23 protein-coding genes, 1 tRNA gene and 1 pseudogene are annotated in these 24,623 nt (G+C 50.2%); 15 read left to right on the forward strand and 10 right to left on the reverse strand.

The genetic code is table 11. The annotated features are described in order from the left end of the window. Positions 1-490: 490 nt before the first annotated feature. The gene (gene recR / locus I2I11_RS11535) at positions 491-1,099 is read right to left on the reverse strand and encodes a recombination mediator RecR (RefSeq protein ID WP_196267864.1); all 609 of its coding nucleotides are present in this window, start codon (positions 1,097-1,099) and stop codon (positions 491-493) included. A 15-nt stretch (positions 1,100-1,114) separates the two neighbouring features. Next, positions 1,115-1,396 (reverse strand): ATP-dependent Clp protease adaptor ClpS, encoded by a 282-nt coding sequence (locus I2I11_RS11540; protein WP_196267865.1) that lies wholly within the window; start codon positions 1,394-1,396, stop codon positions 1,115-1,117. Between the two features lie 471 nt (positions 1,397-1,867). On the opposite strand from I2I11_RS11540, the gene I2I11_RS11545 reads away from it, so the two are divergent. Continuing rightward, positions 1,868-2,479 (forward strand): nucleotidyltransferase domain-containing protein, encoded by a 612-nt coding sequence (locus tag I2I11_RS11545; RefSeq protein ID WP_230680122.1) that lies wholly within the window; start codon positions 1,868-1,870, stop codon positions 2,477-2,479. Between the two features lie 3 nt (positions 2,480-2,482). Next, positions 2,483-3,028, forward strand: coding sequence for a hypothetical protein (locus I2I11_RS11550; RefSeq protein ID WP_196267866.1), 546 nt, complete (start codon positions 2,483-2,485; stop codon positions 3,026-3,028). Between the two features lie 20 nt (positions 3,029-3,048). Here I2I11_RS11550 and I2I11_RS11555 read toward each other — a convergent pair whose 3' ends face one another. From I2I11_RS11555 to I2I11_RS11570, 4 genes are all read right to left on the reverse strand, one after another. Further along, on the reverse strand, positions 3,049-3,822 hold the full coding sequence (locus I2I11_RS11555; RefSeq protein WP_196267867.1) for a DUF6503 family protein: 774 nt from the start codon (positions 3,820-3,822) through the stop codon (positions 3,049-3,051). 228 nt (positions 3,823-4,050) lie between these two features. Then, a complete protein-coding gene (locus I2I11_RS11560; protein WP_196267868.1) occupies positions 4,051-4,710 on the reverse strand; it encodes a YceI family protein in 660 nt (219 codons plus the stop codon). 36 nt (positions 4,711-4,746) lie between these two features. Beyond that, entirely contained in the window at positions 4,747-5,202 is a 456-nt protein-coding gene (locus I2I11_RS11565) for a MarR family winged helix-turn-helix transcriptional regulator (RefSeq protein ID WP_196267869.1), read from the reverse strand. A gap of 231 nt (positions 5,203-5,433) precedes the next feature. Beyond that, positions 5,434-6,423, reverse strand: a complete 990-nt coding sequence (locus I2I11_RS11570) for a dipeptide epimerase (RefSeq protein ID WP_196267870.1) — start codon at positions 6,421-6,423, stop codon at positions 5,434-5,436. 282 nt (positions 6,424-6,705) lie between these two features. On the opposite strand from I2I11_RS11570, the gene I2I11_RS11575 reads away from it, so the two are divergent. The 6 genes from I2I11_RS11575 (at position 6,706) to I2I11_RS11600 (ending at position 14,292) form a co-directional block, all read left to right on the forward strand. Next, a complete protein-coding gene (locus I2I11_RS11575) occupies positions 6,706-8,148 on the forward strand; it encodes a dicarboxylate/amino acid:cation symporter (RefSeq protein ID WP_196267871.1) in 1,443 nt (480 codons plus the stop codon). 281 nt (positions 8,149-8,429) lie between these two features. After that, positions 8,430-9,782, forward strand: a complete 1,353-nt coding sequence (locus I2I11_RS11580) for a M16 family metallopeptidase (RefSeq protein WP_196267872.1) — start codon at positions 8,430-8,432, stop codon at positions 9,780-9,782. A 297-nt stretch (positions 9,783-10,079) separates the two neighbouring features. Continuing rightward, the gene (locus I2I11_RS11585) at positions 10,080-11,714 is read left to right on the forward strand and encodes a M16 family metallopeptidase (protein WP_196267873.1); all 1,635 of its coding nucleotides are present in this window, start codon (positions 10,080-10,082) and stop codon (positions 11,712-11,714) included. Between the two features lie 217 nt (positions 11,715-11,931). Next, entirely contained in the window at positions 11,932-12,966 is a 1,035-nt protein-coding gene (locus tag I2I11_RS11590) for a c-type cytochrome (protein WP_196267874.1), read from the forward strand. A 285-nt stretch (positions 12,967-13,251) separates the two neighbouring features. Continuing rightward, complete coding sequence (locus I2I11_RS11595) at positions 13,252-13,752, forward strand: methylated-DNA--[protein]-cysteine S-methyltransferase (protein WP_370582969.1); 501 nt, start codon at positions 13,252-13,254, stop codon at positions 13,750-13,752. 84 nt (positions 13,753-13,836) lie between these two features. Next, on the forward strand, positions 13,837-14,292 hold the full coding sequence (locus tag I2I11_RS11600; RefSeq protein ID WP_196267875.1) for an RDD family protein: 456 nt from the start codon (positions 13,837-13,839) through the stop codon (positions 14,290-14,292). 80 nt (positions 14,293-14,372) lie between these two features. Here the strand turns inward: I2I11_RS11600 and I2I11_RS11605 are convergent, their stop codons facing one another. Together I2I11_RS11605 and I2I11_RS11610 are read right to left on the reverse strand one after the other, a co-directional pair. Next, positions 14,373-14,948 carry a histidine phosphatase family protein gene (locus tag I2I11_RS11605; protein ID WP_196267876.1) on the reverse strand — a complete coding sequence of 192 codons (576 nt, stop codon included), beginning with the start codon at positions 14,946-14,948 and terminating at the stop codon, positions 14,373-14,375. A 43-nt stretch (positions 14,949-14,991) separates the two neighbouring features. After that, on the reverse strand, positions 14,992-17,880 hold the full coding sequence (locus tag I2I11_RS11610; protein ID WP_196267877.1) for a tetratricopeptide repeat protein: 2,889 nt from the start codon (positions 17,878-17,880) through the stop codon (positions 14,992-14,994). 222 nt (positions 17,881-18,102) lie between these two features. Between I2I11_RS11610 and I2I11_RS11615 the strand changes: the two genes are divergently transcribed. Continuing rightward, entirely contained in the window at positions 18,103-18,309 is a 207-nt protein-coding gene (locus I2I11_RS11615) for a zinc ribbon domain-containing protein (RefSeq protein ID WP_196267878.1), read from the forward strand. Between the two features lie 270 nt (positions 18,310-18,579). On the opposite strand, the gene I2I11_RS11620 is transcribed toward I2I11_RS11615, so the two are convergent. Then, a tRNA-Leu gene (locus tag I2I11_RS11620) sits at positions 18,580-18,661 on the reverse strand. A gap of 106 nt (positions 18,662-18,767) precedes the next feature. Then, a complete protein-coding gene (locus tag I2I11_RS11625) occupies positions 18,768-19,487 on the reverse strand; it encodes a phosphatase PAP2 family protein (protein WP_196267879.1) in 720 nt (239 codons plus the stop codon). An 84-nt stretch (positions 19,488-19,571) separates the two neighbouring features. Between I2I11_RS11625 and thpR the strand changes: the two genes are divergently transcribed. From thpR to I2I11_RS11650, 6 genes and pseudogenes are all read left to right on the forward strand, one after another. Next, positions 19,572-20,126, forward strand: a complete 555-nt coding sequence (gene thpR / locus I2I11_RS11630) for an RNA 2',3'-cyclic phosphodiesterase (protein ID WP_196267880.1) — start codon at positions 19,572-19,574, stop codon at positions 20,124-20,126. Between the two features lie 52 nt (positions 20,127-20,178). Then, positions 20,179-20,670 (forward strand): CinA family protein, encoded by a 492-nt coding sequence (locus I2I11_RS11635; protein ID WP_196267881.1) that lies wholly within the window; start codon positions 20,179-20,181, stop codon positions 20,668-20,670. 36 nt (positions 20,671-20,706) lie between these two features. Continuing rightward, entirely contained in the window at positions 20,707-21,366 is a 660-nt protein-coding gene (locus I2I11_RS11640) for a class I SAM-dependent methyltransferase (protein ID WP_196267882.1), read from the forward strand. 101 nt (positions 21,367-21,467) lie between these two features. Continuing rightward, entirely contained in the window at positions 21,468-23,300 is a 1,833-nt protein-coding gene (locus I2I11_RS11645) for a M61 family metallopeptidase (RefSeq protein ID WP_196267883.1), read from the forward strand. 20 nt (positions 23,301-23,320) lie between these two features. After that, a pseudogene (locus I2I11_RS21570) lies at positions 23,321-23,485 on the forward strand (RHS repeat-associated core domain-containing protein); the annotation flags it as partial. Positions 23,486-23,518: 33 nt separating this feature from the next. After that, positions 23,519-24,097 carry a hypothetical protein gene (locus I2I11_RS11650; protein WP_230680125.1) on the forward strand — a complete coding sequence of 193 codons (579 nt, stop codon included), beginning with the start codon at positions 23,519-23,521 and terminating at the stop codon, positions 24,095-24,097. Positions 24,098-24,623 lie beyond the last annotated feature (526 nt).

A 24,623-nucleotide genomic window follows, 5' to 3' on the forward strand; every position in this document is an offset into this window, starting at 1 on the left:
TAAGCAGGCCGAGCCATAAGACAAACAACAGCTTGTGAGGAAAACGTGTATTTGTAAAGGGTGGCATAAGGTAAAAGCAACAGTAAATAGCAGTATATATAATAACTATTTAAGATTTATAATATTTATATGTCCTAATACTTAGATTTTATAAAAAAGTTTAGACAAACAGGTAAATTGTACAACTGCTAACACTTTATGCTTTGAGAAGCAGACATAAACAGCTTCATAAAAAGTATGAAACATCCCTCAGAGGCTTTACAAGAGGGATTTTAATTTATTTGGGGGGAGATGCAAGTACAGCAATTTGTACAAACAAACTGAAAAACTGCTCAAACGACAGCCTCTTATAACAGTATAGCTCAGATAAAAGCGACAGAGTAGTCCTATACCTGAGCACCGGAATTACCTTCAGGGAAACAAAAAAAGCCCAGGCAGTGCCTGGGCTTTTCATTCCTTACCAGGGCCAGAAGAGCCCCTGTTATACTTCTTATACTTTCCCGTAAACCGTTCGCTCTACAATGCTACGGCCCAGCGTAATCTCGTCGGTATACTCCAGTTCACCGCCTACCGGCACGCCACGGGCAATGCTCGTAATGCGCACCTTGTTATCGCGCAGCTTGCGCGTCAGGTAAAAAGCGGTGGTATCCCCTTCCATGGTAGGGCTGATGGCCAGCAGTATTTCCTTTACTTCTGAGTTCGGCAGTCGTTCCAGCAGCGAATCTATATGCAGGTCGGAGGGGCCTACTCCTTCCAGCGGCGAAATAACGCCGCCCAATACATGGTACAACCCTTTGTACTGTCCTGTGTTTTCAATGGCAATTACATCGCGGATATCGCTTACCACACACAACAGACTGCGATCGCGAAGCGGGTTGGTGCAGATACTGCATACTTCGGTATCCGAGATGTTGTGGCATTCGCGGCAGTGCTTCACCTCAGCGCGCATTTTCACCAGCGCCTCCGCCAGCAAAAACGATTCTTCTGATTCCTCCTTCAGCAAATGCAGCACCAGGCGCAAGGCCGTTTTTCTTCCGATACCGGGGAGCTTGGCGAGTTCTTCCACGGCATTCTCAATCAGCTTCGATGGAAAATCCATTAATCTCCTCCCTTGTTACTCAATGTTGGCAGAAAGCGATTTGTCGTGCAGGGCCGTGCACTTGCCTTCCAGTTCCTCGTACGAGCCAACTTTTACCGTGCATTTGCCTTTGTAATGAATCAGCATGGTACACTGTTCTGCCTGCTCCGCCGTGTGGCCGCATACCTTAATAAGGGTGTCGATCACGTGGTCAAAAGTATTTACCTCATCGTTGTATACGACCAGGTTACGCAGATCAGTGCTCTCTTCGAGCACGGCCACGTCTTCTTTATGTAAAATTTCTGTATCCCAGTTCATGGCACAAAATTACGAAAAAATAAGCATTTCAGGAAGCGGCAGGGCAAGTATAAAAGTGCCCGGCCTTCCTGCTCCTTCCGGACAGAAGTATGGATTATAACAAACCCGGCAGGTGCATAATTCCGCTTAAAGCCTATAAACCGGCCGAAATAAGTAATTCCCCATCAATACGGATACTTTGTAAAGTGGCAGGCGCAGGGCAGCTCCGGTGATTTCGTGCATACAGCCGGTTCCGCAGGTGTAGCCGGATACCAGTAGTTAAAGCGAGATAACTTCCTCCGAATGCCTGTGAAGGCGCAAATAATCTGCCTTGCATTTGCCGTCAGTTTTTGAGGAGTTGAGGCAGCAACGAACAAATTATTTGACGATAACCTGTAAAACTTATACTTTTGTGTATGGCCGCCGCAAATGTAGCAGCCATACATACTCGTTGCCTGCCCGGCGGGTGGCTTAGCTATCAGACTTTTTATTATGAAGACGAAAGCCAGCGACTCCCTGTCCCGCCCCGACAAAAGAGCAGTTTGCAAAAAACCTGTATCGGATAGCAGCAACGATTTGTCGTACTGGCTTGCTCAGCCCCCGGCCGCGCGCCTTGCCGCTCTGGAGCAGTTGCGGGCCTTGTATAAACTTTTTACAGAAATGGAGCTGAACAATGATTTCCAGCATTTCATAGCGTTACTGAATTCCTGCCAGGCAAAGTATATCATAACAGGTGGCTTTGCTGTGGCCGTATATGGCTATCCCCGCTACACCGGCGACATTGATATCTGGGTAGATCCATCCCTTGAAAATGCATTTAAAGTACTGGCAGCCCTTCAGGCATTTGGCTACAACGAGCAGCAGGTAAACCTGCAGGATCTGACCACGCCCGATATTGTGGTGCAGCTGGGTTACCCGCCAAATCGCATTGATTTGGTTACCGGCCTAGCCGGCGTGGATTTCGACACCTGCTGGAACAACAAAGCAAGTTTGCCCTTCGGTGATGTGGCGGCCTATTTCATCAGTCTGAAAGACCTGAAGCGCAACAAAAAGGCATCTGCCCGCCAGCAGGATCTGCTGGATTTGGAAAACCTGCCGGACTAACCTATGCCCGTTATCTCATCTGCCTTCCGGTTGGCTGTTAAACAGCTGAGCGACAAAGAAAAAGAAGCCGTAATACTTAAAGCCGTACGCCGGGATGCCGAACTATATGATTTGCTTTCTTTTGAGTTGCTGGAAGAAGTAACCCTGGCTGATGTATACGCCCAGAGTACCGATACCATACAAGACCTGCTGCTGAACGCCAGCGGTCGCAGCCTGCCCAAAGCACTTACCAGAGCCCTGCGCAAAGCGCTTAAAGAAGTAGCCCGTTACAAGCGCATCACCAAAGATGCCAAAGGCGAAGTAGATCTGCAGCTTTATATCCTTAGCCTCATCTTCAACAATTTTACCGGCCACTTCGATAGTTACTATAAAGTCTTTTTCACCTCAACGGTGCGCCTGCTGCTGCGCACTATTCAGCTTATCCGGAAAAACCTGCACGAAGATTATCACCTGGAGTATAAGCCGCAACTGGATGATTTCCTGCACCAGGTACATAGCCGCAACAAGCCGCTGCCGGTAGCTTTGCCGGGCACTTTTGAGGTGGCGTAAACTGCTGGCACTACGAACGGCTACTTAACTTCCTGCACAGCCAACTCTTCCAGGTTGATGTCTGATACTTTCTCCAGTTTGCCGGCTTCGTAGGCGCTGTCATACTGCTCCAGCGGAATCTGTGTTTTAGAGGTGTAATTGATATAATCCTGAAAGCGGATACCGCCAACATTGCGCGGATTAACGGCTACCCGGAAACGGGAACCCTGGTCGCCATTGTCTTCTCTGAAAGTATAGGCCAGGTAATCCATGGTATGCTGTTGCTGATGAAACCAGTACATGTAAGTGTCTTCGTGATCTTCGCCGCCGCCCTGTTGTGCAAACGTAACCCGCACTTTATAGTATGGCTCGCCTTTTATGGTTGCCTCGCCTGCATATGCTTTCTGCACCGCATCGTCATTCAAAAAATACGGCAGCAGCGCAAAGTATATTACTGAATTAACGGATGCCGAATAGGCTGCCTTCCTGTCCTCAGGCAACGTTACTTCCGCATCGTTTATAGTTCTGCTGAAACCGCTGTTGCGCAGCACATCGTGCACGTGCTGGCCGGTAGAGTCGGTGAAAGTGCGGCTGTAGACAAAGGCGCCACCATCGCGCAGGGCGCGGTATTGCCGGTCGCGGAACCGGAACGAAACGATGCTGTGGTCATACTTTTTGCCGCCATGCGCCCGTATGGCCGCATCCACTATTTGCTGTGCGTTGGGCTCCCCGCCCCCGCTGCACCCAGCCAGCAACAGAAAAAAGACGACACAGATAACAGGTAAAAGGCCGGAGCAGTATGCGGGATTTTTCATCTTTCAGAAGTATAAAGTAACGGACTGATGCACAAGGTTTGAAGTATAAATCCAAAGATAGGCAATAAGCCCAAAACCGCACAGGCTAAGGTTAAAACCAAAACCGCTCCGGCCTGTTGCCAAGCCGGAGCGGAAATTGAAAGAAAGGAAAAGTGTTTAGGTGAAGTATCGGGCAACTAATCAGCGCGTTATACCATAAACAGCCAGATGCACCGATACTTAGTATGTTTACTGCTTTGCAGTTACGTTAAGTGATACCACGAAATCATCATAGATGGCTTTGTCGCCCAGGCTGCCGAAAAAGCTTTCAGAGCCGTAGCGCACATCATACTTGGCGCGGTTTATAGTTACATCGGCTTTCGCGGTGGCTACCCCGTTTTTTACGGTTACTGTTGCCGGAAAAGTAATAGGGTTTGTATTGCCTTTGATGGTCAGGTTGCCGGTTACTGTATAGTTTGGCTGGCCGGCCGCAGCGTTGGCAACAGGTTTGGCACTTGTTATTTTGAAAGTAGCTGTCGGAAACTTTTCTACTCCGAAGAAATCATCAGACTTCAGGTGGGTGATCAGCTTTGTTTTATACTCCTCGTCTTTGATGTCAGTGTTTGCGATAGAGCCCATGTCAATCACAAATTCACCGCCGGTAAGTTTATTGCCAGCAACGTTAAGTGCGCCGCTCTGTAATTTAATGTTGCCGAAATGCTCTCCGGTTACTTTTTTGGCATGCCATTTCAGTTCGCTTTTATCGGCTACAACGCTGTATACTTTTCCTTTGGCAGGAGCGGAAACCTCAGTTTTGGCAGCTTCAGCAGCATCATGCTTTGTATTACCGGCATAAGCTGTAAAAAACAGGGCGCCAACCAATGAAGCGAGAATAGTGAATTTTTTCATTTCTGTAATTAAATAAATTGTATGTTGATTGTTGTTTTACTCTTTGTTGCGGATCTTGTCCAGCAGGCGGTTTAATTCATGCGCCTCCTGCTCTGATAAATTCTTAATGCCGGTTTTTGTACCGCCTTCCAGGCCATCCATCTCTTTCAGCAGCGCAAGTGCTTTTTCCGTAATCAGCACATCTACGGTGCGGCGGTCTTCGGGACATTGCTTGCGTGTTACCAGTCCTTTTGCCTCCAGTTTGTCCACAATGCGCGAGGCGTTGGATGTTTTATCCAGCATCCGCTCAATCAGCAGGCTAATGGTTGCCGGCTTAGGGTACTGCCCCCGCAAAATGCGCAGAATATTGTATTGCGGTAAAGTAAGCCCGAAAGGTTTAAACAAAGCCGCCTGCGCCTGTTGCAACCAGCCCGAAGTATAAACCAGGTTGATGTAAGCCTTCTGGTACTTGCTTTTAAAGTTACTTTGCTTTATTTCGTCCTCTATCTTCATAGTTTGGCGCATGGTGTTACAAATGTATGTATATACATTTAATGTACAAACATATTAACGTTTATTTTTTTCAGAAAGTTTCAAAATTGCAGTCTTTCATACCTGATAGCCAGGCTATTTGTTTAATTCAGTTGCTTCTATAACTTGCCTGTAAAGCTTCCAGGCAGCATTGAACCCTGTTTTATACTATGCATGGGCTTCTGTGCCTCGCCCATACCAGTATAGTTTAATCTACTTCAGGTATAGCTTCCCTTCTTCTTCACGTACCAGCCCGAAAGGTTCTTTTTCTATTATCATAAAGGTATCCAGGTCGGCAAAATCAAAAGCCTGGCTCAGCTGCATCGCCGACCAGATGCCCAGTGTCGTTTCCACCATACAGCCAATCATGGTCATCAGGTGATGCTGCCGGGCCTGTTGCAACAAGCGTACCGCATTTAAATAGCCGCCTGCTTTCATCAGCTTTATGTTGATGCCATGAAACTGCTCCCGCAGCAACTCAAAATCGGCATCATCGGTCACCGACTCGTCAGCCACCAGCGGCACCGGGCTGATGGGCTTGATATGTGCATACGCCGCTGCGCACGAAACCGGCATGGGTTGCTCCACAAACAGCACCCGTTCCCGGTCGAGCTGCGCCAGAAATGCCAGTAGTTCTTCCGGCTCCTGCCAGCTCTCGTTGCCGTCTACTACAACTGGTTTCTGCGTTACGCGCAGCACCTCGCGTACCAAGTCTTCGGCTCCCTCGCGGTTAACTTTTACTTTCAGGCTGCCGAAGCGGGTTAGGCCGTGCTGCTTTATAAACTCCTGTACCTGATCGGGCTCCATTATGGGCAGTGTAAAACAGGTAGCCTGCGGCTTCGGCGTTTCCTGGCCCAGCAGCTGGTGCACGGCTATACCCTTATGCTGGCAAAAATAATGCAGGTACGCCGACTCTACAGCAAAGCGCAGGGCATTGGCAGGCGGATATTCCTGCAGCAGTTGCAGCAGGTCTTCCATACTTTTCACATCCGATATGCCGGCAGCCAGCAGTACCTGGTACTGTTGCAGGAGTAATTCGGGCGTTTCGCCATAGCGTATATTAGGGGCAGCCTCGCCAAAGCCGCTGAACGTGCCATCCGACACCTGCACCAGAAAATTAAGTTTTTCGTCGGTAGCATTGCGGGCAATTTTCCAGGTATACTTCAGTTTGAGGTGCAGGGCTTCTATGTGCCATTTTAACATAAATCCGGTAATTTTATTTTGATGATTCGGGTGCGGTTAAGTTGCGTAATTCTTCCAAAAGAACCTAGTGCCGGTTTGATACCTTGTGCAGCACCGGGCTGCGGCCAAAGCGCCTCCCTGCTCTGGTAATTTTGCCGGTGTGCGCTAAAAACTTATATTTGCTAAGGTTTTAGCGCTGTGCCTCGTCTGCTCTGCCGGTACTTTCAGGATAAACGGGCACTTTGTCCTTTAAAACTTAAACGGGGTTGCTGTTGTTTGTTGCATCTCCTACACGCAATTTATATGAAGAAAAAGTCTTTTCTACCGCTTGTCACGCTCGTTTGCATTACCATTGCCGCGCTTTTAAGTGTGCTGGATCATTATGCCATACTTGCTGTTTCGGACGATGTGCTGCGCGTGGTGCGCTGGGTTTGCATTGGCTTTTTGCTGGCTTATGGCGTGCAGAAGCGCTCGCTTACTACCTGGATCCTGGTTAGTATGGTGTTGGGCGCCGAGATTGGCTATGACTTTCCGGTGCTTGCCCAGGACCTGAGTGTGCTGAGCAAGGTGTTCCTCAAAATGATAAAAACCATCATTGCCCCGCTTATCTTCGCTACGCTGGTGGTTGGCATTGCCGGCCATTCCAACCTCAAACAGGTGGGCAGCATGGGCTGGAAAGCTATTTTATACTTTGAGGTGGTTACGACAATGGCCCTTTTTATCGGACTGGCGGCCATCAACATCAGCAAAGCCGGTGAGGGCATCGATCCGGCGCTGGCTGCCGGCCACGAAGAAATTGTAGCGCCCCCGGAGCAAACGGTATCAGACATTATCCTACACGTATTTCCCGAGAACATAGCCAAATCAGTGGTCGAAGGGCAGGTGCTGCAAATTGTAATTTTCAGCGTGGTATTTGCTATCGGCCTCATTATGGTGCGCGAGGACAAACGCAAGCCGATGCTCGATTTCTGTGAGAGCCTCTCCGAAACCATGTTTAAGTTCACCAACATCGTCATGTACTTTGCCCCGGTAGGCGTGGGCGCCGCCATTGCCTATACCGTAGGGCACATGGGCTTTGGCATTCTGCTGAACCTGTTCCAGTTGCTGGCTACGCTCTACGTGTCGTTGATAGCATTTGCCCTGCTGGTGCTGTTGCCGGTGGCGCTGATTGCCCGGGTACCTGTAAAGCGGTTTATCAAAGCTGTTTCGGGACCTGTATCCATTGCTTTTGCCACCACCAGTTCTGAGGCCGCCCTGCCGCGCGCCATGGAAGAAATGGAAAAACTGGGCGTGCCGCGCCGCATTGTGGCTTTTGTGATGCCTACCGGCTACAGCTTTAACCTCGATGGCACGACTTTATACTTATCGCTTGCTTCGGTGTTTGTGGCCCAGGCCGCTGGTATCAACATGACATGGGAACAGCAGCTGGTAATGGTCTTTACGCTCATGCTGACCAGCAAAGGTGTAGCCGGTGTGCCGCGTGCCTCGCTGGTGATACTGCTCGGCACCGTGGCCTCTTTCAACCTGCCGGTGTGGCCGGTATTTGCCATTCTCGGTATCGATGAGCTGATGGACATGGCCCGCACTTCCATCAACGTAACCGGCAACTGCCTGGCCACGGCCGTAGTAGCCCGCTGGGAAGGCGAGTTTCATCCTGAGCTAACAACAGAGGAAACAGATTTCTCAAACCCTGAGTTGTTTGATGAGGCGGCGAAGCCAGAAGACAAACCAGCCAAGGTGGTGTAAATTCCTCCCTTCTTCAAGTATAAAAGCAACGGCCTGGCAAAAATGTCAAGCCGTTGCTTTTTATACCCCAGCTACTTTAGGTTGTTTTAATTCTTTTGATTCAGGTGATTTCCATGATGAATTTTCCTGGCACGGATTAATACCTGCGCCGGAATAGCTTTAGCAGCATCAAGGATTCAGACAGGGACACAAATTGGCCAAACCCGCTATTTATACTTATATTTAAGCATTAATATCAGCCTTTCGGGGCGATACGAGCCAAATTAACCAAACACAGATTCATGAAAAATAAATTTGTAGCCTCGCTGCTGCTGTGCTTTTCCCTTGCTGTGGCTGTGGCCCAGGACAGTCCGGGCAAAAAGATTCTGCCCTACCCCATCTCCCAGCACAAGCTCGACAATGGCCTGAATGTAGTAACCGTGCCTTATAACAGTCCCGGGCTTGCCTCTTTATACATTGTGGTGCGGGCAGGTTCGCGCGATGAAACCGAAAAAGGCAAAACCGGTTTCGCGCACTTTTTTGAGCACATGATGTTCCGGGGCACCGATAAATACTCGAAAGAGGAATATGGCGACATCATGAAAGCCATGGGCGCCTCGGCCAATGCCAACACCTCGCTGGATCGCACCATGTACTATATGACCGGCAATGCTGACATGCTCGACAAGATGTTTGAGATTGAAGCCGATCGTTTCCAGCACCTCAAGTATAGCGAACATGATTTTAAGACAGAAGCCGGCGCCGTGAAAGGCGAGTATACCAAAAACTCCGCCAGCCCCTACCAGCAGCTTTACGAAAAAGTAGCCGGCACGGCCTTCAACAAGCATACGTACGCGCATACCACCATGGGCTTTTTTGAGGATGTGGTGGACATGCCCAACCAGTACGACTATTCCCTCACCTTTTTCGATCGGTTTTACCGCCCCGAGTACACGACCATATTAGTAGTGGGTGATGTAACGCCGGAACGCGTAAACAAGCTGGCCGAACAATACTTTGGCATGTGGGAGCACGGCAACTATAAACCTGAAATCCCGGTGGAGCCGAAGCAGACCAAGACGCGCTACGCCCACGTAAAGCAGGAAAATTTTCCGCCATACCTGAGCCTCAACTTTAAAGGCCCCGCCTTTTCTGACAAAGACAAAGATCTGCCGGCGCTGAGCATTCTTACCACCATACTTTTTGCCGAAAACTCCGATCTGTACCGCAAGCTGGTGGTAGACGAGCAGAAAGCCCGCTTTATCGGCGGCGGCCCGCAGTTCTCCCGCGACCCGAACCTCATTTCTGTATCAGCCTCCCTGCTGGATGTAAAAGACATGCAGTACGTGAAGGATGAACTGATGAAGGCGCTGGAAGAGGCAAAAACAAAACCAATGGATGCACAGAAAATTGAAGATACCAAATCGCGCATTAAGTATTCCTTCGCCATGAGCATGGATAGTCCGGATGCCATTGCCAACGCACTGGGCCGCTTTATTTGGCTCACCGGTAACCCCGAATCGCTGAATAATATTTACAGCGTGTATGACACCATTACGGCGCAGGATCTGATGGCGGCGGCTAAGAAATACTTTAAGCCCGAAACCATGACGGTGGGCACCATTGCCCCAACCGATAATCCGCCTGTAAAGTAAGGCCATCTGAATAATGTGCTGATTGTTTGATGTGCTGATGTTTTAATTGCTGAATTGTTAGAAGTTTATTTGATGAGGAGCAGGAACAAAGTATAAGTATAAGCTGCAAATCGAAGACTTATACCTGGCGTAACTTTCTTTTTATACTTCATACCACGCTTTTGGCAGCTCACCCAAGCTTATACTTCATTAGTCTGACAAGTAAGCCATCTAGCAATTCAACCATCAAGCAAACAACAATCAAAACCTTTTTGTCCGGTTACACAAAGCGATAAATCATACCTGATGAAGTATAAAATGAGAAAAATAGCTGTTTATATATTGCCTGCTGTGCTTGCCCTGGCCTCTTGTGCCAAACAGCCACAGGCATCCCAGCCAACAACTGATGCTGCAACCGCAAATGCCTCCACGCTGGCCGCCTATGATGCCAACCTGGCTTTTGGTCCCGGCAAAATAGTAGAACTGCCCAACCCGCAGTCGAATAAGGTGATTATTAAGCTGATGTTCAAAAACGGCTCTATGTCGGACCCGGAAGGCAAAGAAGGGCTGACCTATACCACCGCCCGGATGATAACGCAGAGCGGCACCCGGGACATGACCATATCTGAGATCAAAGACAAAATATTCCCGTGGGCAGCCGATTATTACGCCGATGTGGACAAGGAAGTAAGCACTTTTACCTTTGAGGTGCCGGCCGAGAAGCTGAACGAATTTTATCCGATTGTGCGCGGCCTGCTGCTGCACCCGGCCTTTGCGGAAGAAGATTTTAAACGCGTGCTGGCTAACCAGCAGAACTTTGTGGATCAAGTGATCCGGGCTTCTTCGGACGAGGAATACAGCAAGAAAGCGCTGGAGGATTTACTGTTTCGCGGCACCAATTACCAGCACATGGTAGAAGGCAAATCGGCCAGCGTAAAAAATATAACGCTGGAAGACGTGAAGAACCACTGGCAGAATTTCTTTACGCAGCATAATGTAATGCTGGGCATTGCCGGCAACTACAGCCCTGATTTCCTGGACAAACTAAAGGCCGACGTAGCACAGCTATCCGACGTAAAGCCCGATATTCCGGTGGCAGGCCAGCCCAACCAGCCGGATGGCGTGCAGGTAGAAATCATCAAAAAAGACGATGCGCTGGGTTCTGCTATTTTTACGGGTGCGCCCATGCCGATTACGCGTTCAGCTGATGATTTTGCCGCTTTAATGGTTGCTAATTCATACTTAGGGGAGCACCGCAAAAGCTACGGCAAGCTCTACGACAAGATCCGCACAACCCGCTCGATGAACTACGGCGACTATTCTTACATCGAGTGGTACGACAACGGCGGCAGCCGCCAACTGCCAAATCCGGGTGTGCCGCGCACGTCCAACTATTTTGCCCTCTGGATACGGCCGGTACAGATTGCTGAAGGTTTAAAAAAGCAGTATGCCGAGCTAAGCGATATCAACATTGGCCATGCACATTTTGCGCTGCGCCTGGCCATGCGCGAGGTAGATGACCTGATAAAGAACGGCATGACGCCGGAGGAATTTGAGCTGACACGCAAGTTCCTGCGCTCTTATATGAAACTATACACCCAGACAGAAGAAAAACAGCTGGGCTTTCTGATGGACTCCCGCTTTTATGGCCGCCAAAACTATGTGGAAGAGATGGACAAACTGCTGGCCAACCTGACCGTAGAAGATGTAAACGAAGCCATTAAGCGGTACTGGGATACGCAGAACATGTTTGTCACGATTGTAACCGACGACAGCGAAGCAGAACCGCTCAAAGAATCGCTGCTTAACAACACACCGTCTCCGATGAGCTATTCTAACCTGGTGAAAGAAGGCCTGCCGCAGGAAGTACTGGCAGAAGACGAGGAAATCGCTAATTATCACCTTAATGTAAAAAGCGTAAAGATTGTGGACAGCAAAGATACCTTTCAGTAGCAGAAACCAAATCTTAAATTTTAAAGGTGCCGCAGCATATACTGCGGCACCTTTGGCTTTTATTTGCCTGTTTAAACACATAGCAGGCTTTGTTAACCTATAAATTAACCAATTATAATATTTGCTTTATTAATATTAATCATAGATATTCACAATTATATTCAGGTAAAGCCCCTACTTACCTTACAGCTGATTTATACCAAAACAGGCAATCTACATGAGAAAAGCTGTTAAAGTGATAGGCTATACCCTGGTGGCGCTGGCAACCGTCGCTGCCCTTGTCGTGCTTTACCTTCAATGTGCTTTGCCGAATGTGGATGCAGCTCCCGCCATCACCATCGAAAAGGCACCTGCCCTGATAAAGCGCGGTGAGTACCTGGCCAACCACGTAGCTGTCTGTATCGATTGCCACTCCACCCGCGACTGGTCGCGCTTTTCCGGCCCTCCTGTAGCCGGCACATTTGGCCGCGGAGGCGAAAAGTTTGACCACACCCTCGGCTTCCCGGGCACTTTCTACGCCAGGAACATCACGCCCGACAAAGAAACCGGCATCGGCAACTGGACTGACGGCGAAATATACCGGGCTATTACATCCGGAGTGAGCAAAAACGGGGAGCCACTTTTCCCGCTGATGCCCTACCGCTCGTATAGCCACATGTCTGTGGAAGATGCTTATGCCATTGTTGCTTACATCCGCAGCCTGGCGCCCATCCGGCACGAAGTACCCCCATCCAGGCCGGACTTCCCGATGAGCCTGATTTTACGTACCATTCCTAAAAATACTGCGGAAGCAACCAGAGAGGTGGTGCTGGCAGATTCTGTAGCGCTGGGCAAATACCTGCTTACTGTTGCCGGCTGCGCCGAGTGCCATACGCCGCAGGAAAAAGGAGCGCCGGTTGCCGCCAGGTACCTTGCAGGCGGATTTGAATTTCCCTTGCCAGGCGGCGCCATGGTGCGCTCGGCCAACATCACGCCCGACAAAGAAACAGGTATTGGCAACTGGACAGCAGATGCTTTTGTACAGTGCTTTAAGGTATATAGCAACCCAGCAGCGATGACGGCAAGCCCGGCGCCGGATGCCTTTAACACAGTAATGCCCTGGAGTATGTATGCCGGCATGAAAGAAGGGGATTTACGGGCCATTTATAAATACCTGATGAGCCTGAAACCAAATAAAAACGAGATCAAGAAATTTACCCCGGCGCCCGCAACTTCGTCCGCAAAATCCTCCCTGACTGTGGCTGCTCCGTAAGACGCCTAAAGTAGCACCGCTTTACTTTTGTAATTAACCCTCATGCAGCTACGGCATCCTCGTTGCTCTTTCCGGCATCGCCGTAGGTGATTATTATACCTGTAATCTGTTTAGGGCTACAGCTTATTCCCCATAAACTGCAGGCCCAGACCACTTTCTTTTCGGCACAAACAGGTTCAGAAGTATCGCTACGTTCACACTTTCTTCGTACTATACTTTAACAGTTCTTAGCTGTTGTACCAGTTTCTGGTTGCCTGTGTGCGCACAAAATCATACATTTACCTGATGATGAGCGCCATAACCTTCTCCACTTATTACAATTCACCAATCGGCTGCCTGCGCATTGATGGAAATGATGAAGCTATACTTGCTGTCAGCTTCTGCGAAGTTCCTGGCCCGGAAGCTACTGTAACGGCTGTGGGACAGTTATGCCTCCGGCAGTTGCACGAATATTTTGAAGGCGCCCGCCAAATGTTCGATCTCCCTTTACAACCTGCGGGCACTGCTTTCCAGCAACAGGTATGGCAGCAGCTGAAACTAATTCCGTTTGGCAAAACCTGCTCTTACCTGGAGGTGGCCAGGGCCGTATCAGGCGAAAAAGCCATCCGGGCGGTTGGCGCGGCCAATGGCAGAAATCCACTCTGTATCATTGTACCCTGCCACCGCGTTATCGGCAGCGACGGCAGCCTGACAGGTTATGCGGGCGGCTTGTGGCGCAAAGAATGGCTGCTGCGGCATGAGGGAGTGCTGCAGCCCGCACAGCAACTGTCATTCTTCGGCAGTTAAAATCAGTCACAATACCGGATAAATACAACCTGACGTGCAAATTCAAGTATAGTAAAGAAATTTATGTTGGTGCTCCCTTATTTTATGGAAAGTTTATACGCTGAATCAGACAAGAAAACAGCTTTATCAACCAAACCGCTTGTGCTGTCGGACCTTGGTATCCGCTTTGTGGCGCTGGTAATTGATTTGCTGCTGTTTTGTATTATTTTAGCGATAATCGATTATTATACAATCAGCAGCGACGAAACAGCACTGCTCCTGAAGCCGGAGCGCCTGCTGCACGTGCTGCTCGGCTGGCTATACTTTGCCGGAACAGAAACCTGTCCATGCCAGGCCACATTGGGTAAATATGTAGCGGGCCTGAAGGTGCAGGACAGCGCGGGAGGACGCCTTTCTTTTATAAATGCCAGCATCCGGTATTTTGCCAAGCCACTCACCTTGTTTGTGCTCCTGTTTCGTTTTATTACACGGAGCGGCCTGCCGCAGTATCAGTTGCTGCACGACAAGCTGGCGGACGCGCAGGTTGTACCACGCTCCTAAGGCTTTATACCTGCAAAGATGTAGTGATCTACTGTAAATCACGCATCAGCCGATTTGCGTTGGCAACAGTTATTTGCCTTTTAGCTTTCCGCTCCGTAGTGCCCCGTCTCCACCGTACTTGTTCCCTCCGGTGCCACCGTTATTTTAAACAAATAATCATACTGCTGCTCTGTGATAAACGCAATGTCGGTTTCAGCTCCGAAGGCTTGTATGACTGGCAAAAGCGTATTAGAATGGGCCGCTACCACTACTGTTTTGCCGCTGTAATTTTGTAGTATCTGCTGTTTTAGCCCTCCGAAATTATTTGCGGCATAGGGTATAATTTCCAGGTGATGCGCCATAGCCAGAGGCTTGAGCGTATTTATGGTGCGGAGGTATTTTGTAGCATACAAGGCTGCAACAGGTTGCCCCTCCAGTTTTTCCCGCAATGCTTCTGCCCTGGCCTCTCCCAGTGCCGTTAGTCCCGGGTCCTGGTTGTCTGGGTCAGAGATATCTTTCTCAGCATGGCGCACCACGTAAACGACAGTAGGGTTGCCGGTAGCAGCAGGACTGGCAATAGCCGCAGCCCCCTCGTTGGCGGCCGGGGTATTGCGGCAAGCCGGGAAGCCAAAGATCAGCAGCACCAGCCATAGTTTCAGGAGTAAAGGTAGTTTCATGTACAGTTGTTTTGATTAGATTAAAATTGGGGTTGTATTTGGTTTAGCGAGGATAAGATGGCTGTGGCTGCACTCCTTCACGTTCCACGCTGCCGGCCTGCTTTAGCTTTCCGCGTTGCTGCAGGAGTTGTACCAGTTGCCGCCTTGCCTCGCGGTTCTGCGGATTTTGCTGCAGCAGTTGCTCATAAACCCGCTGCGCCTTTCTTAATTTTCCCTGTGCCGTCCAAAGCTTTGCCCGTGCCATCTTCAGGTCGCGCGCGTCGGCTACGGTAACAGGTTCTGGCTGCCTGTTTAAAATTGCTGCGGCCTTTGCCGTTTCTCCCAAATCAGCATATAAACCTGCCAGCCGGTATGCTTCTCCACGCAATATTGCCTTGCCTTCCGGCAGCGGTTGCAAATCTTTGCCTGCACCCGCTTTGTCGCCCTGCGCCAGTTTGTAGCCCGCCATACGCAGCACATAATCCGCACGCGGTGCACCTGCGGCAGATAAAACACGCTGCGCATCCGCCAAGGTGGCGTAAGCTGCCTCATACCTGCCCAAGGCCGCCAGTGCATCCGCATACTGTCGCCGTAGCTCATAATCCTGCGGTTTCAGGGCTACCAGCCTGGCTATAGGTTGTGCTGCGCTTGTATCGCCGTAAACAGTTGCCTGCATCAAAGCAGCAAAGGCCTGCGCCTCGTCACGGCGATCGCGCAGGTAGGTAGAAACAACAGGTGCATCCCGCAGGTATTCCTCCGCCACTGCCATCGCTTCGGGCGCCATGTCGTAGCTGGCGTAAAGTTCCCGGAACTGTTGGTTGACGGTGGCCCGCAACAATAAATCATCTTCCAGCGCCAGCGCCTTGCGGTAAAGTTGTACCTGTGCCTCAAGCGCCTCATCCGCTTTTAATCTGCCGTCCCGCTTCTGCGCTTCTTTCAGTTCCGCTTCCGCCACGTAAAGCGGGGCATAGCCCTGATTTATACTTTTAGCCTTCTGCAGCCATTCCTGCGCTGCTACATAATTCTTTTGCTGCTGTTTCACGCCGGCATAGGCAAGTATAGCCGGCTGGTATTGCGCATCCCAGGTCAGGGCAGTATCGAGCAGGGCGGCGGCTTTATCTAAATCTCCGCTCTGCTGCGCGCGTTCAACCAGGTTCAGGTATACCTGTGCCCAGTTGCCGGCCATTGCCTGTTTGTTGCCGGCCAGGTAAGCCCGCTGCCGCTTCACCAGCTGGTCCAGGAAAGTATACAGCTCCGGATCTCTGGCTTTTAAATCGGCGGTGGTGTTGATGGATTTATGGTTGAGCGGATGCACTTTCACCGGCTCAAAATAGGCCGGGTAGGTCTGGGCCAGGTACTCGTGCTCGTTGTTGGCCGAGTAGTAGTCGAGGGTGCGGCCCTCTTTCATTGCATTGAAGTATAGCCGGCGCACTTCCCGCTTCTCAGCATCCGTAAACACCATCTGGTGATACAGGTGCGTGTACTCGTGCAGCACCACGTTGCGCTCTAAATAGGAGCCGCGCACCACATACTCGATGGCCGCCGCCCCGCTTCCCACACCGCGGATGTCCATCCACTGGCGGTTGTCGAAAGTGGTGGCCTGCCTGAAGTATGGCGAGTGCATGGCTATGGCTAAATCGTGATGCAGCGGCGGAATGACGAACGTCTCGCTTTGCCTCGATAAAAAAGGAAAGTAAACGATGCTCGCATACAGCTGCGACCACACCATCTTCTGCACCTCATCGCCGGGATAATACGCCACATCCGGAAACACCTTGGCAAAGTTCAACGGGTCTCCGATTACCGTTTGCTGCACTACCTGCCGCAGCGAATCGTAGTTGTGCAGGTAAGTGAGCTGTTTCTGTTTGATGACGGCGGCCAGTGCATTGTGGGCCGGACCGTAATGTTTTTTCTTTTGGAGGACTTGCTGGAAAATAGCCTGTGCCGAGTCGAGGCGTGTGCGGCGGTCCATATCGAAAGCCATGTAGTAGGCAGAGCCGCGCAGCATGGCCGGCAACACCGACGCCGAGTATAGTTGCTGCACCATAGCTGCCGCTTCCAGCGCCTCCGGTATTTTGTTGCGGGAGATGAGTTTGTCTGCCGTTTCGAGTGCCTTGCGTACCTGCTCATCTTCAGGCCGGGCATAATCGGCGTAGGTGAGATTGGTGTGGCCGTTGCCCCAGTGCCAGTGCGTCACGTAGTGCAGCGGGTTCAGGGCCAGCGCCAGTTCCCATTGCGCGGCCATGTCGTTAAGCTGTGTGGCATCAACGCGGCGCCAGATGGCATATCCATAGTTAAAGCGGGCATCCGCATCAAAAGGATTGAGCGTAAGGCTTTTGATGAGCGGCGCTTCTGCCAGTTCCGGCTCCTGGTTCCAGAAGTATACATCCGATTCAAGCAAGTAGGCCGCGGCGTTATCCGGGTTTTGCTGCGCCACTTTTCCGGCCCATTCCAGCGCCTCGTCATAATTTTTCTGCAGCATCAGGATGCGCCCGATAGCCAAAGCTGCCTCCTCGTCTCCCGGATTTGCCTGCCATACCTGCCGGGCCGTAGCCATGGCCTCAGGCAGTTCCCAGGCTTGTACCTGCAGCTTGCTTTGCAGCAGCAGTGCCTCCCGCTGCTTCGGGTTTTCTTTCAGAACGGCTTGCACCAGTTCGTCTGCCTGCGCAAATTCATTCTGAAGTATAAATAGCTTTGCTTTGGCCAGTTTAACCTGTGCGCCTGGCTTTGCCGTTTGCAGCACCTGCGCCGCCTCCTGCCAGAGCCCCAGCTCCAGCATCCGGCCGGCTCTTTCGGCAGCGTTTATACCTGTTGCCTGTTTTACTTTCTCCCGCTCCTGTTCCAGTTTCCGGCGCACGGCCGCTACATCATATGGCTGCTGCCGTGCAAAAGCAGGGAAGGCCAATAATAGAAGTACCAGGCAGGAAAATATTTTGTCAGAAGATGGAGACATGGCGGCAGGCAAAGGTATCAGTAGTATATAAAGCTTTGAAGCCTAAATTTAAAACTATTCCGCGTTTTCAGATCACTGAAACACCTTTTTTTGAGCACACCTCCCCTGCTTCCATACAATCTGGATTTTTACAGCCGTATAATTTTTTGCGATATACCCAGAATTTGCTATATTCCGTCTGAATAACCCTTTACCCGTAAGGCTATCAGCATAAACCCGACCATGCGACAACTACATTATACCTGCCCCAAATGTGGCCACAACCAGGCTGATGTTGACCAGTTCAGAGCCACAGGCGGCTTCCTGTCTAAAATATTTGATGTGCAGAACAAGAAGTTCACAACGGTTACCTGCCTTAACTGCACTTACACCGAAATGTACCGCGCCAGCAGCAGCCAGTTGGGCAATATTTTCGACCTGTTTTCCTGATGTGCTGTATAGGAGCGAAGACTCATACTTTGTAGAAAGCTTTTAACGGCAGCCATACTTGCGGCCAGGGCGTGTTTTCACCAATAACTTATACTTCTGCAATCTATACCCTGCAGATGCGCCAAATCAGCGTGCGGGCCTCATGGCAAATCACGGAAAAATACCAGCGCCCGGAAATTTTTTATACTTGGTCTGTACGCCTCATGAGGAAGAAAATCCGGCAGGTATAAAACAAAAAAGCCAGTCCGGAGACTGGCTTTTAACCTAATGTGCGCACGGGGAGATTCGAACTCCCACACCCGAAGGCACAGGCTTCTGAGACCTGCACGTCTACCAGTTTCGCCACGTGCGCGAATGCTGACATTATATTTCAATATTCCATCCCTGTACTGTTACTGGGTTGGGATTGCAAAGGTAGCAGACAGTTTTAAAACTGCAATAGCTGCTCCGCAAAATTTTCATGTTTTTTTATCCTCCTCCTCCATCAGCACCGGCGTAATTTCTTTCTTCGAGAACTTTTCAAGGCTGCGGAGCAGCTTAAGGCTGATGATAACCCACAGAAAACCAGCTGAGAAACCTGCCAAAACATCGGTAGCATAGTGCACCCGCAGGTAAATGCGGCTGAACCCGATAAGCAAAATAAACAGTGCCAGCAGCAACACCAGCATATTCCGCAGTGCAGGGCGCTTCACATTTTTCCAGACGAGGTAGATAATCAGCCCATAAAAGGAAGCGGCTATCATGGAATGTCCGCTCGGGAAGCTAAGGCCGGAGGCATGCACCAGCGGCATCAGGGGCCGGGGCCGGTCGAACAGGTGTTTGAGCACGAGGTTAAGGCTGATGCTGCCCAGCGCCACCACCGGCACCCGGATAGAATGCCACCGGTGTTTGCGTATAAACAGGAAGTAGGCTATCAGCAGCAGCGCAGCCGGCGTTATAAACTGCTGCGACGCAAAAAACGTAACACTCTCGATAAAGGCATTCATGGCAGGGCTCACAATCCGGTGGGCAAAAGCAAAAGCTTTTTTATCTATACCCAGCTGGTCGCCCTGCAGAATTTCAGCGCCAATGTATAAAAACCCGACAACACAAGCCAGTGATACCCCCAGCACGAAAAGCAGCTCTACAGTAAAGAGCGTAAACTCCGCTGCCATCTTTTTATAAAAACTTCGAATCATCTCTCCGTTGTATTTAATAACCAGCTGCTGTTCTGTACATAAAGCCCCAGCATCCCGGCGTAACCCTTATAGAACTATAAAACTATGAAAAACGACATTAGGTTATTTGTAGCAGCCAGCCTGCCCGCTTCGCTTAAGGCACAACTGCAGCAATTGTTGCTTCCTTTTGAACATCCGGACATCCGCTTTCTGCCCGGGCAAAACCTGCATTTAACCTTATACTTTATGGGCAATGTGCCGCTGGCGCAGCTGCCCGGCATACAGCAACAGATCCGGCAGGCAGCACAGCAGGAGCCGCCTTTTACTTTGGATTTCGATTGCGTAGAAACAGGGCCAAAGCCAAAATCGCCGCGGCTGGTGTGGGCGCGTTTTAAGCCCAGCCTTCCTTTTGAACAACTCAGCCGGCAGCTGACACAGGCATTTTCGCCGGTGCCTGTCCGGGAGCAGAAGGTAATTCCGCACGTCACGCTGGCCCGCTTCCGCAAAAATGCACCCAAACCCACGGGCCTGCCGCCGGTGTATGCCAGCCAGCCCCTGCAGCTAACGGTTGATTCCGTTGCGCTCTGGCAATCGGAGCTGGCCTCGCCGCACCCGGTATACACTGTACTGGAAAACTATCCGCTGGGGCAAAACCTGTGATGGGCAAAATGAGTAAAACAGGCACTGTTCAGGCACCCTCAACAACACACCTATGAACCAGAATGAACTTACGCAATTAATAATAGCCCTCAAAGACAAAGGCCTGACCGTGGCTTTTGCTGAAAGCTGCACCGCCGGCATGGTAGCATCCGAATTTGTGAAAGGCAAAGGCAGCAGCGATGTATTGATTGGAAGCGCCGTGGTATACCAGCCAGAGGCGAAGAAAAAAATGCTGGGCGTAAAACAGGAAACGCTGGACCTGTATACCGCCGAATCGCAGCAGGTAACGAACGAAATGGTAATGGGCCTGCAGAAGTTGCTTGGCGCCGAAATAAGTGTCGCTACTACGGGGCTGGCAGGTGAAGGCGGCTCCGAAACCCCGCAAAAGCCGGTGGGCACCATGTTTGTGTCGATGCTGTATGACGGCAAGGTTGAAGAATTCCGGGAGGTATTTGACGGCAACACCGAAAGCCGCCGGAAGGAACTGACAGAGTATATCTTTCAGAAGCTGCACGGCGTGCTCGATCAACATTACAGCCGCTGATTTATACCTTTACGCTTGCATTCACCAAGTATACCTTTGCCCGATTTACCTGACAGTGGCTTTCACAGAGTAGCCCTCTTTTACGACCGCCTGGCCCGGCTGGTGTATGGCGATGCCCAGGAGCAGGCTCAGCTGGTCTTGCTGCCTTTTCTGCCCCGGCAGGCAAAGGTGCTGGTCATTGGCGGAGGCAGCGGCTGGATACTGGAGCAGTTGCTGGGCACCCAAAAGCAATTCGATATTTTATACCTGGATGCCGCCCCCGCTATGCTGCAACTGGCTGAGCAGCGCTTCGCGAAGTATAAATTCCCACACAACAGCAGCGTACGTTTCCGACTGGGCACCGAGCAGGCCCTGCTGCCGCACGAGCAGTTTGACGTGGTTTTTACGCCTTTCCTGCTGGATCTTTTTCCGCCGCAGCGCCTGCGCCGGCTCATGCAGCGGCTGGATGCCGCGCTGGCGCCCGGCGGGCACTGGCTTTTTGCTGATTTCTGGCCGGTGCAGCAGCCCGCAACGTGGTGGCAGCGCCTGCTGGTGTTTGGCATGTATGCTTTTTTTGGAACTGTAAGCGGTATTAAAGCACGGAAGTTGCCAGACTATGGATTGCATTTTGATGAACTGAACCTGCGCGAAGCGTTCAGCAAATCTTTTTACAGCGGGATGATACAGGGAAAAGTGTTTGTGAAACAGAAAGTATAGTTGTTTAATTGTTCTGCGTCCCGATTTAAGAAACAATTTTGCTCCCCAACTTTGCAATTCCTACATTTAGAAGTTTATACTTCAACATCCCGCAAACTTTAATGAACCATAAAATATTCAGCCTGTGTGCGCTCATGTTTGGCCTGGCAACACAACCTTTGCTGGCGCAGCAGCAAGTGGATTACAAGCTCTCTTTTCCCAACCTGGTGCATCATGAGGCAGAGATTCAGGCAACTTTTTCTGATGTAAAAACCGATACATTAAAGGTGCTGATGGCCCGCAGTTCGCCGGGTCGCTATGCGCTACATGAGTTCGCCAAAAACGTGTATAGCGTGAAAGCCACCGATGCACAGGGCCGCGAATTGCCAATCTCCCGTCCAGGCATCAATGAGTGGGACATCAGTGGCCACCATGGTACCATAACGATCAGCTATACTTTGTTTGGCGATCATGCTGATGGCACCTACGCCGGTATCGACGAAACACATGCGCACCTGAACATGCCCGCCACGCTGATGTATGCCAAAGGCTTTGAGGAATCTCCGGCTTACGTAACTTTTAACATCCCGCAGGGCAAAAACTGGAAAGTGGCTACTCAACTGAAGCCGGAGCAAGGTAACTCATACTTTGCGCCCAACTTCCAGTACCTGATGGACAGCCCCACCGAAATCAGCGACTTTGACCTGGCAGAATGGACGGTACAGGAGAACGGCGAAACGAAAACCATACAGGTGGCGATGCACCATCTGGGCTCCAAAGAGCTGTTTAACCAGTATGTGGCGCAGGTAAAGAAAATTGTAGCCGAAGAACGCGCGGTGTTCGGCGAGCTGCCGGATTATGATTTCGGGCGTTATACTTTTATTGCCTGCTACATGCCGCAGGCGATAAGCGATGGCATGGAGCACCGCAACTCGACCATGATTCCGAGCCCGCGTCCGCTGGATACCTCTATGGACAGGCTGCTGAACACGGTGGCGCATGAGTATTTCCATTCGTGGAACGTGGAGCGCATCCGCCCGAAAAGCCTGGAGCCTTTTAATTTTCAAGAGGCAAATATATCGGAATCACTGTGGCTGGCAGAGGGCTTTACCAATTATTTCGGCGATTTGATGATGGCGCGCACCGGTATTTTTAACACAAAGGAATATGCCGAAGGTGTGGCCGGCGACCTGAATTACGTGTTGCTGTCGCCGGGCCGCCAATACCATACCTTGGTAGAGATGAGCCGGCAGGCGCCCTACGTGGACGCCGCCCGCTCTGTAGATCCCGTAAACCGCCAGAATACGTTTATTTCCTACTACATCTACGGCAGCATAACGGGCCTCGCCCTGGACATGACCCTGCGTCAGCAATACGACAAAACGCTGGATGACTACATGCAGGCCCTGTGGCGCAAGTATGGCAAACCCGAAAAGCCGTATACTTTAAGTGATTTGGAAGAAACGCTGGCCGAAGTAAGTGGCGACAAAGCCTTCGCTGCCAGCTTCTTTCAGCATACCATCAACGGAACAGACCTGCCGGATTATGGGCCGCTACTGGCCAGAGCCGGTTTAGAACTCCGCAAAGCACAGCCGGGAACACCCTCTCTGGGCACATCCGCTTTAAACATTACCAGGGATGGCACTGAGATTACGGCCGGCACTTTGGTAACGTCTGCCGCCTACAAAGCCGGCCTCGACCGCACCGACATTATACTTACGCTGGATGGCCGCAAAATCCGCTCCGAAAAAGCCCTGCAGAAAGCACTTCGCCAGCACAAGCCCGGCGATACGGTTCCTGTTACATTCAGGCGCCTCGGCCAGCCCCGCACAACCACTATTACGCTGGATGAAGTGCCTTTGCTGGAAGTAGTTCCTTATGAGGCCATTGGTAAGCAGCTAACGCCCGAAATGCAGCAATACCGCCAGGCATGGCTGGGCTCCAAAGCAAAGTAGATTAGTTATTCCAGTACAACGGAAAAGAGAAGCAATCAGAGCTGGGGCTCAACTGGAGTGACTACGGGGCCCGGATGTACGATGCCCAGCTGGGAAGGTGGCACGTGGCGGACCCGCTGGCGGATATGCATCATGACCTTACGCCCTACAACTACACGCTGAATAATCCGCTCCGCTTCACGGATCCATTTGGGATGGATACTGTCAGTGTTAACAACATGAACTCTCAGAATTGGAAGTCTTTCGACACTGATAGTGATGTTATTGGGCTAAATGAAGTAGAGATAACCCCTGGTGGAGGGGACACGCAGCAGGCCAGCCAGCCACAACAAGGAGGGAAAGAAAGTCCAAGTACAGAAGATATTATTGTTAATGGCATCGGTGGAGGTATAGCCACGAGTTTAGGAACAGTAGAATATATAGATAAGCTGATACCTAAAGAAACTCTTAGGAAATTAACATATGAAATAGCGAAAGAATCTAAAGGTGGATTAATTGGACTTAAATCAGGGCAGCTTTATCAAGGATTTAAGAGAATAGCTAGAGCTTCAACTAAATTGGGAACGCGGTTGGGAGCCGCAGGACAAATTGCTTCAACTCTTCAATATGTGGGAGACTTTGATAAAGCAACAACTGGAAAACACACGAATTTTGCTGTTTCAACAGTAATATATGGCTTATCAATTAATCCTGTAACTGCACCTGTATTTGCTCCAATTGGCTTTGTTTATGGTGCTGCTCAGTTTGGTTCTTTCGTAATGACTGGTAAATCATTGGAGGAAAATATTATTGATTAACTTAGTTTATGCTTGACTTATTATTTTATATTAATTGGCGTGTATTCAATATGGGTAGAAAGAAAGGCCTTTATATTGAGAATATAGCCGGATTTATAGCAATGAAAGCTCTTACAATTTTTGCTGTGTTATTGATCTTAATACAACACCTGTTTGAGTTCAAGATCAGAGAGTTCTACCTTAATAGTTCGCTCAATAGACTATTTACAGGTATTATAGCCATTGTCATTTATTACTTGTTCTATAGTACGATTAAATCATACCTTATTAAAGGTAATCACTACCAAGAGCTGTTAAAGAAGCTAGACAAGAAATATAAAGATAAAGGAAACTCTTTCTTCCTCACGATTTATCTTTTAGTTACCTTTTTTGTTTTTTTTAGTTTATGGTTTACAAGCTTTAGTATTGCCAAAGGGTGGTGGTAAATGCCTTGCAGCCCGTGCTTTTGTTAGATAGCTGACCAGAAGTGGTGCATGTTGCGGCATGTTATAGACGGACCGCAGGAGTTGCAAGTAGAGTTTTTAGA

Source organism: Pontibacter rufus (assembly GCF_015694705.1).
GTDB lineage: Bacteria > Bacteroidota > Bacteroidia > Cytophagales > Hymenobacteraceae > Pontibacter > Pontibacter rufus.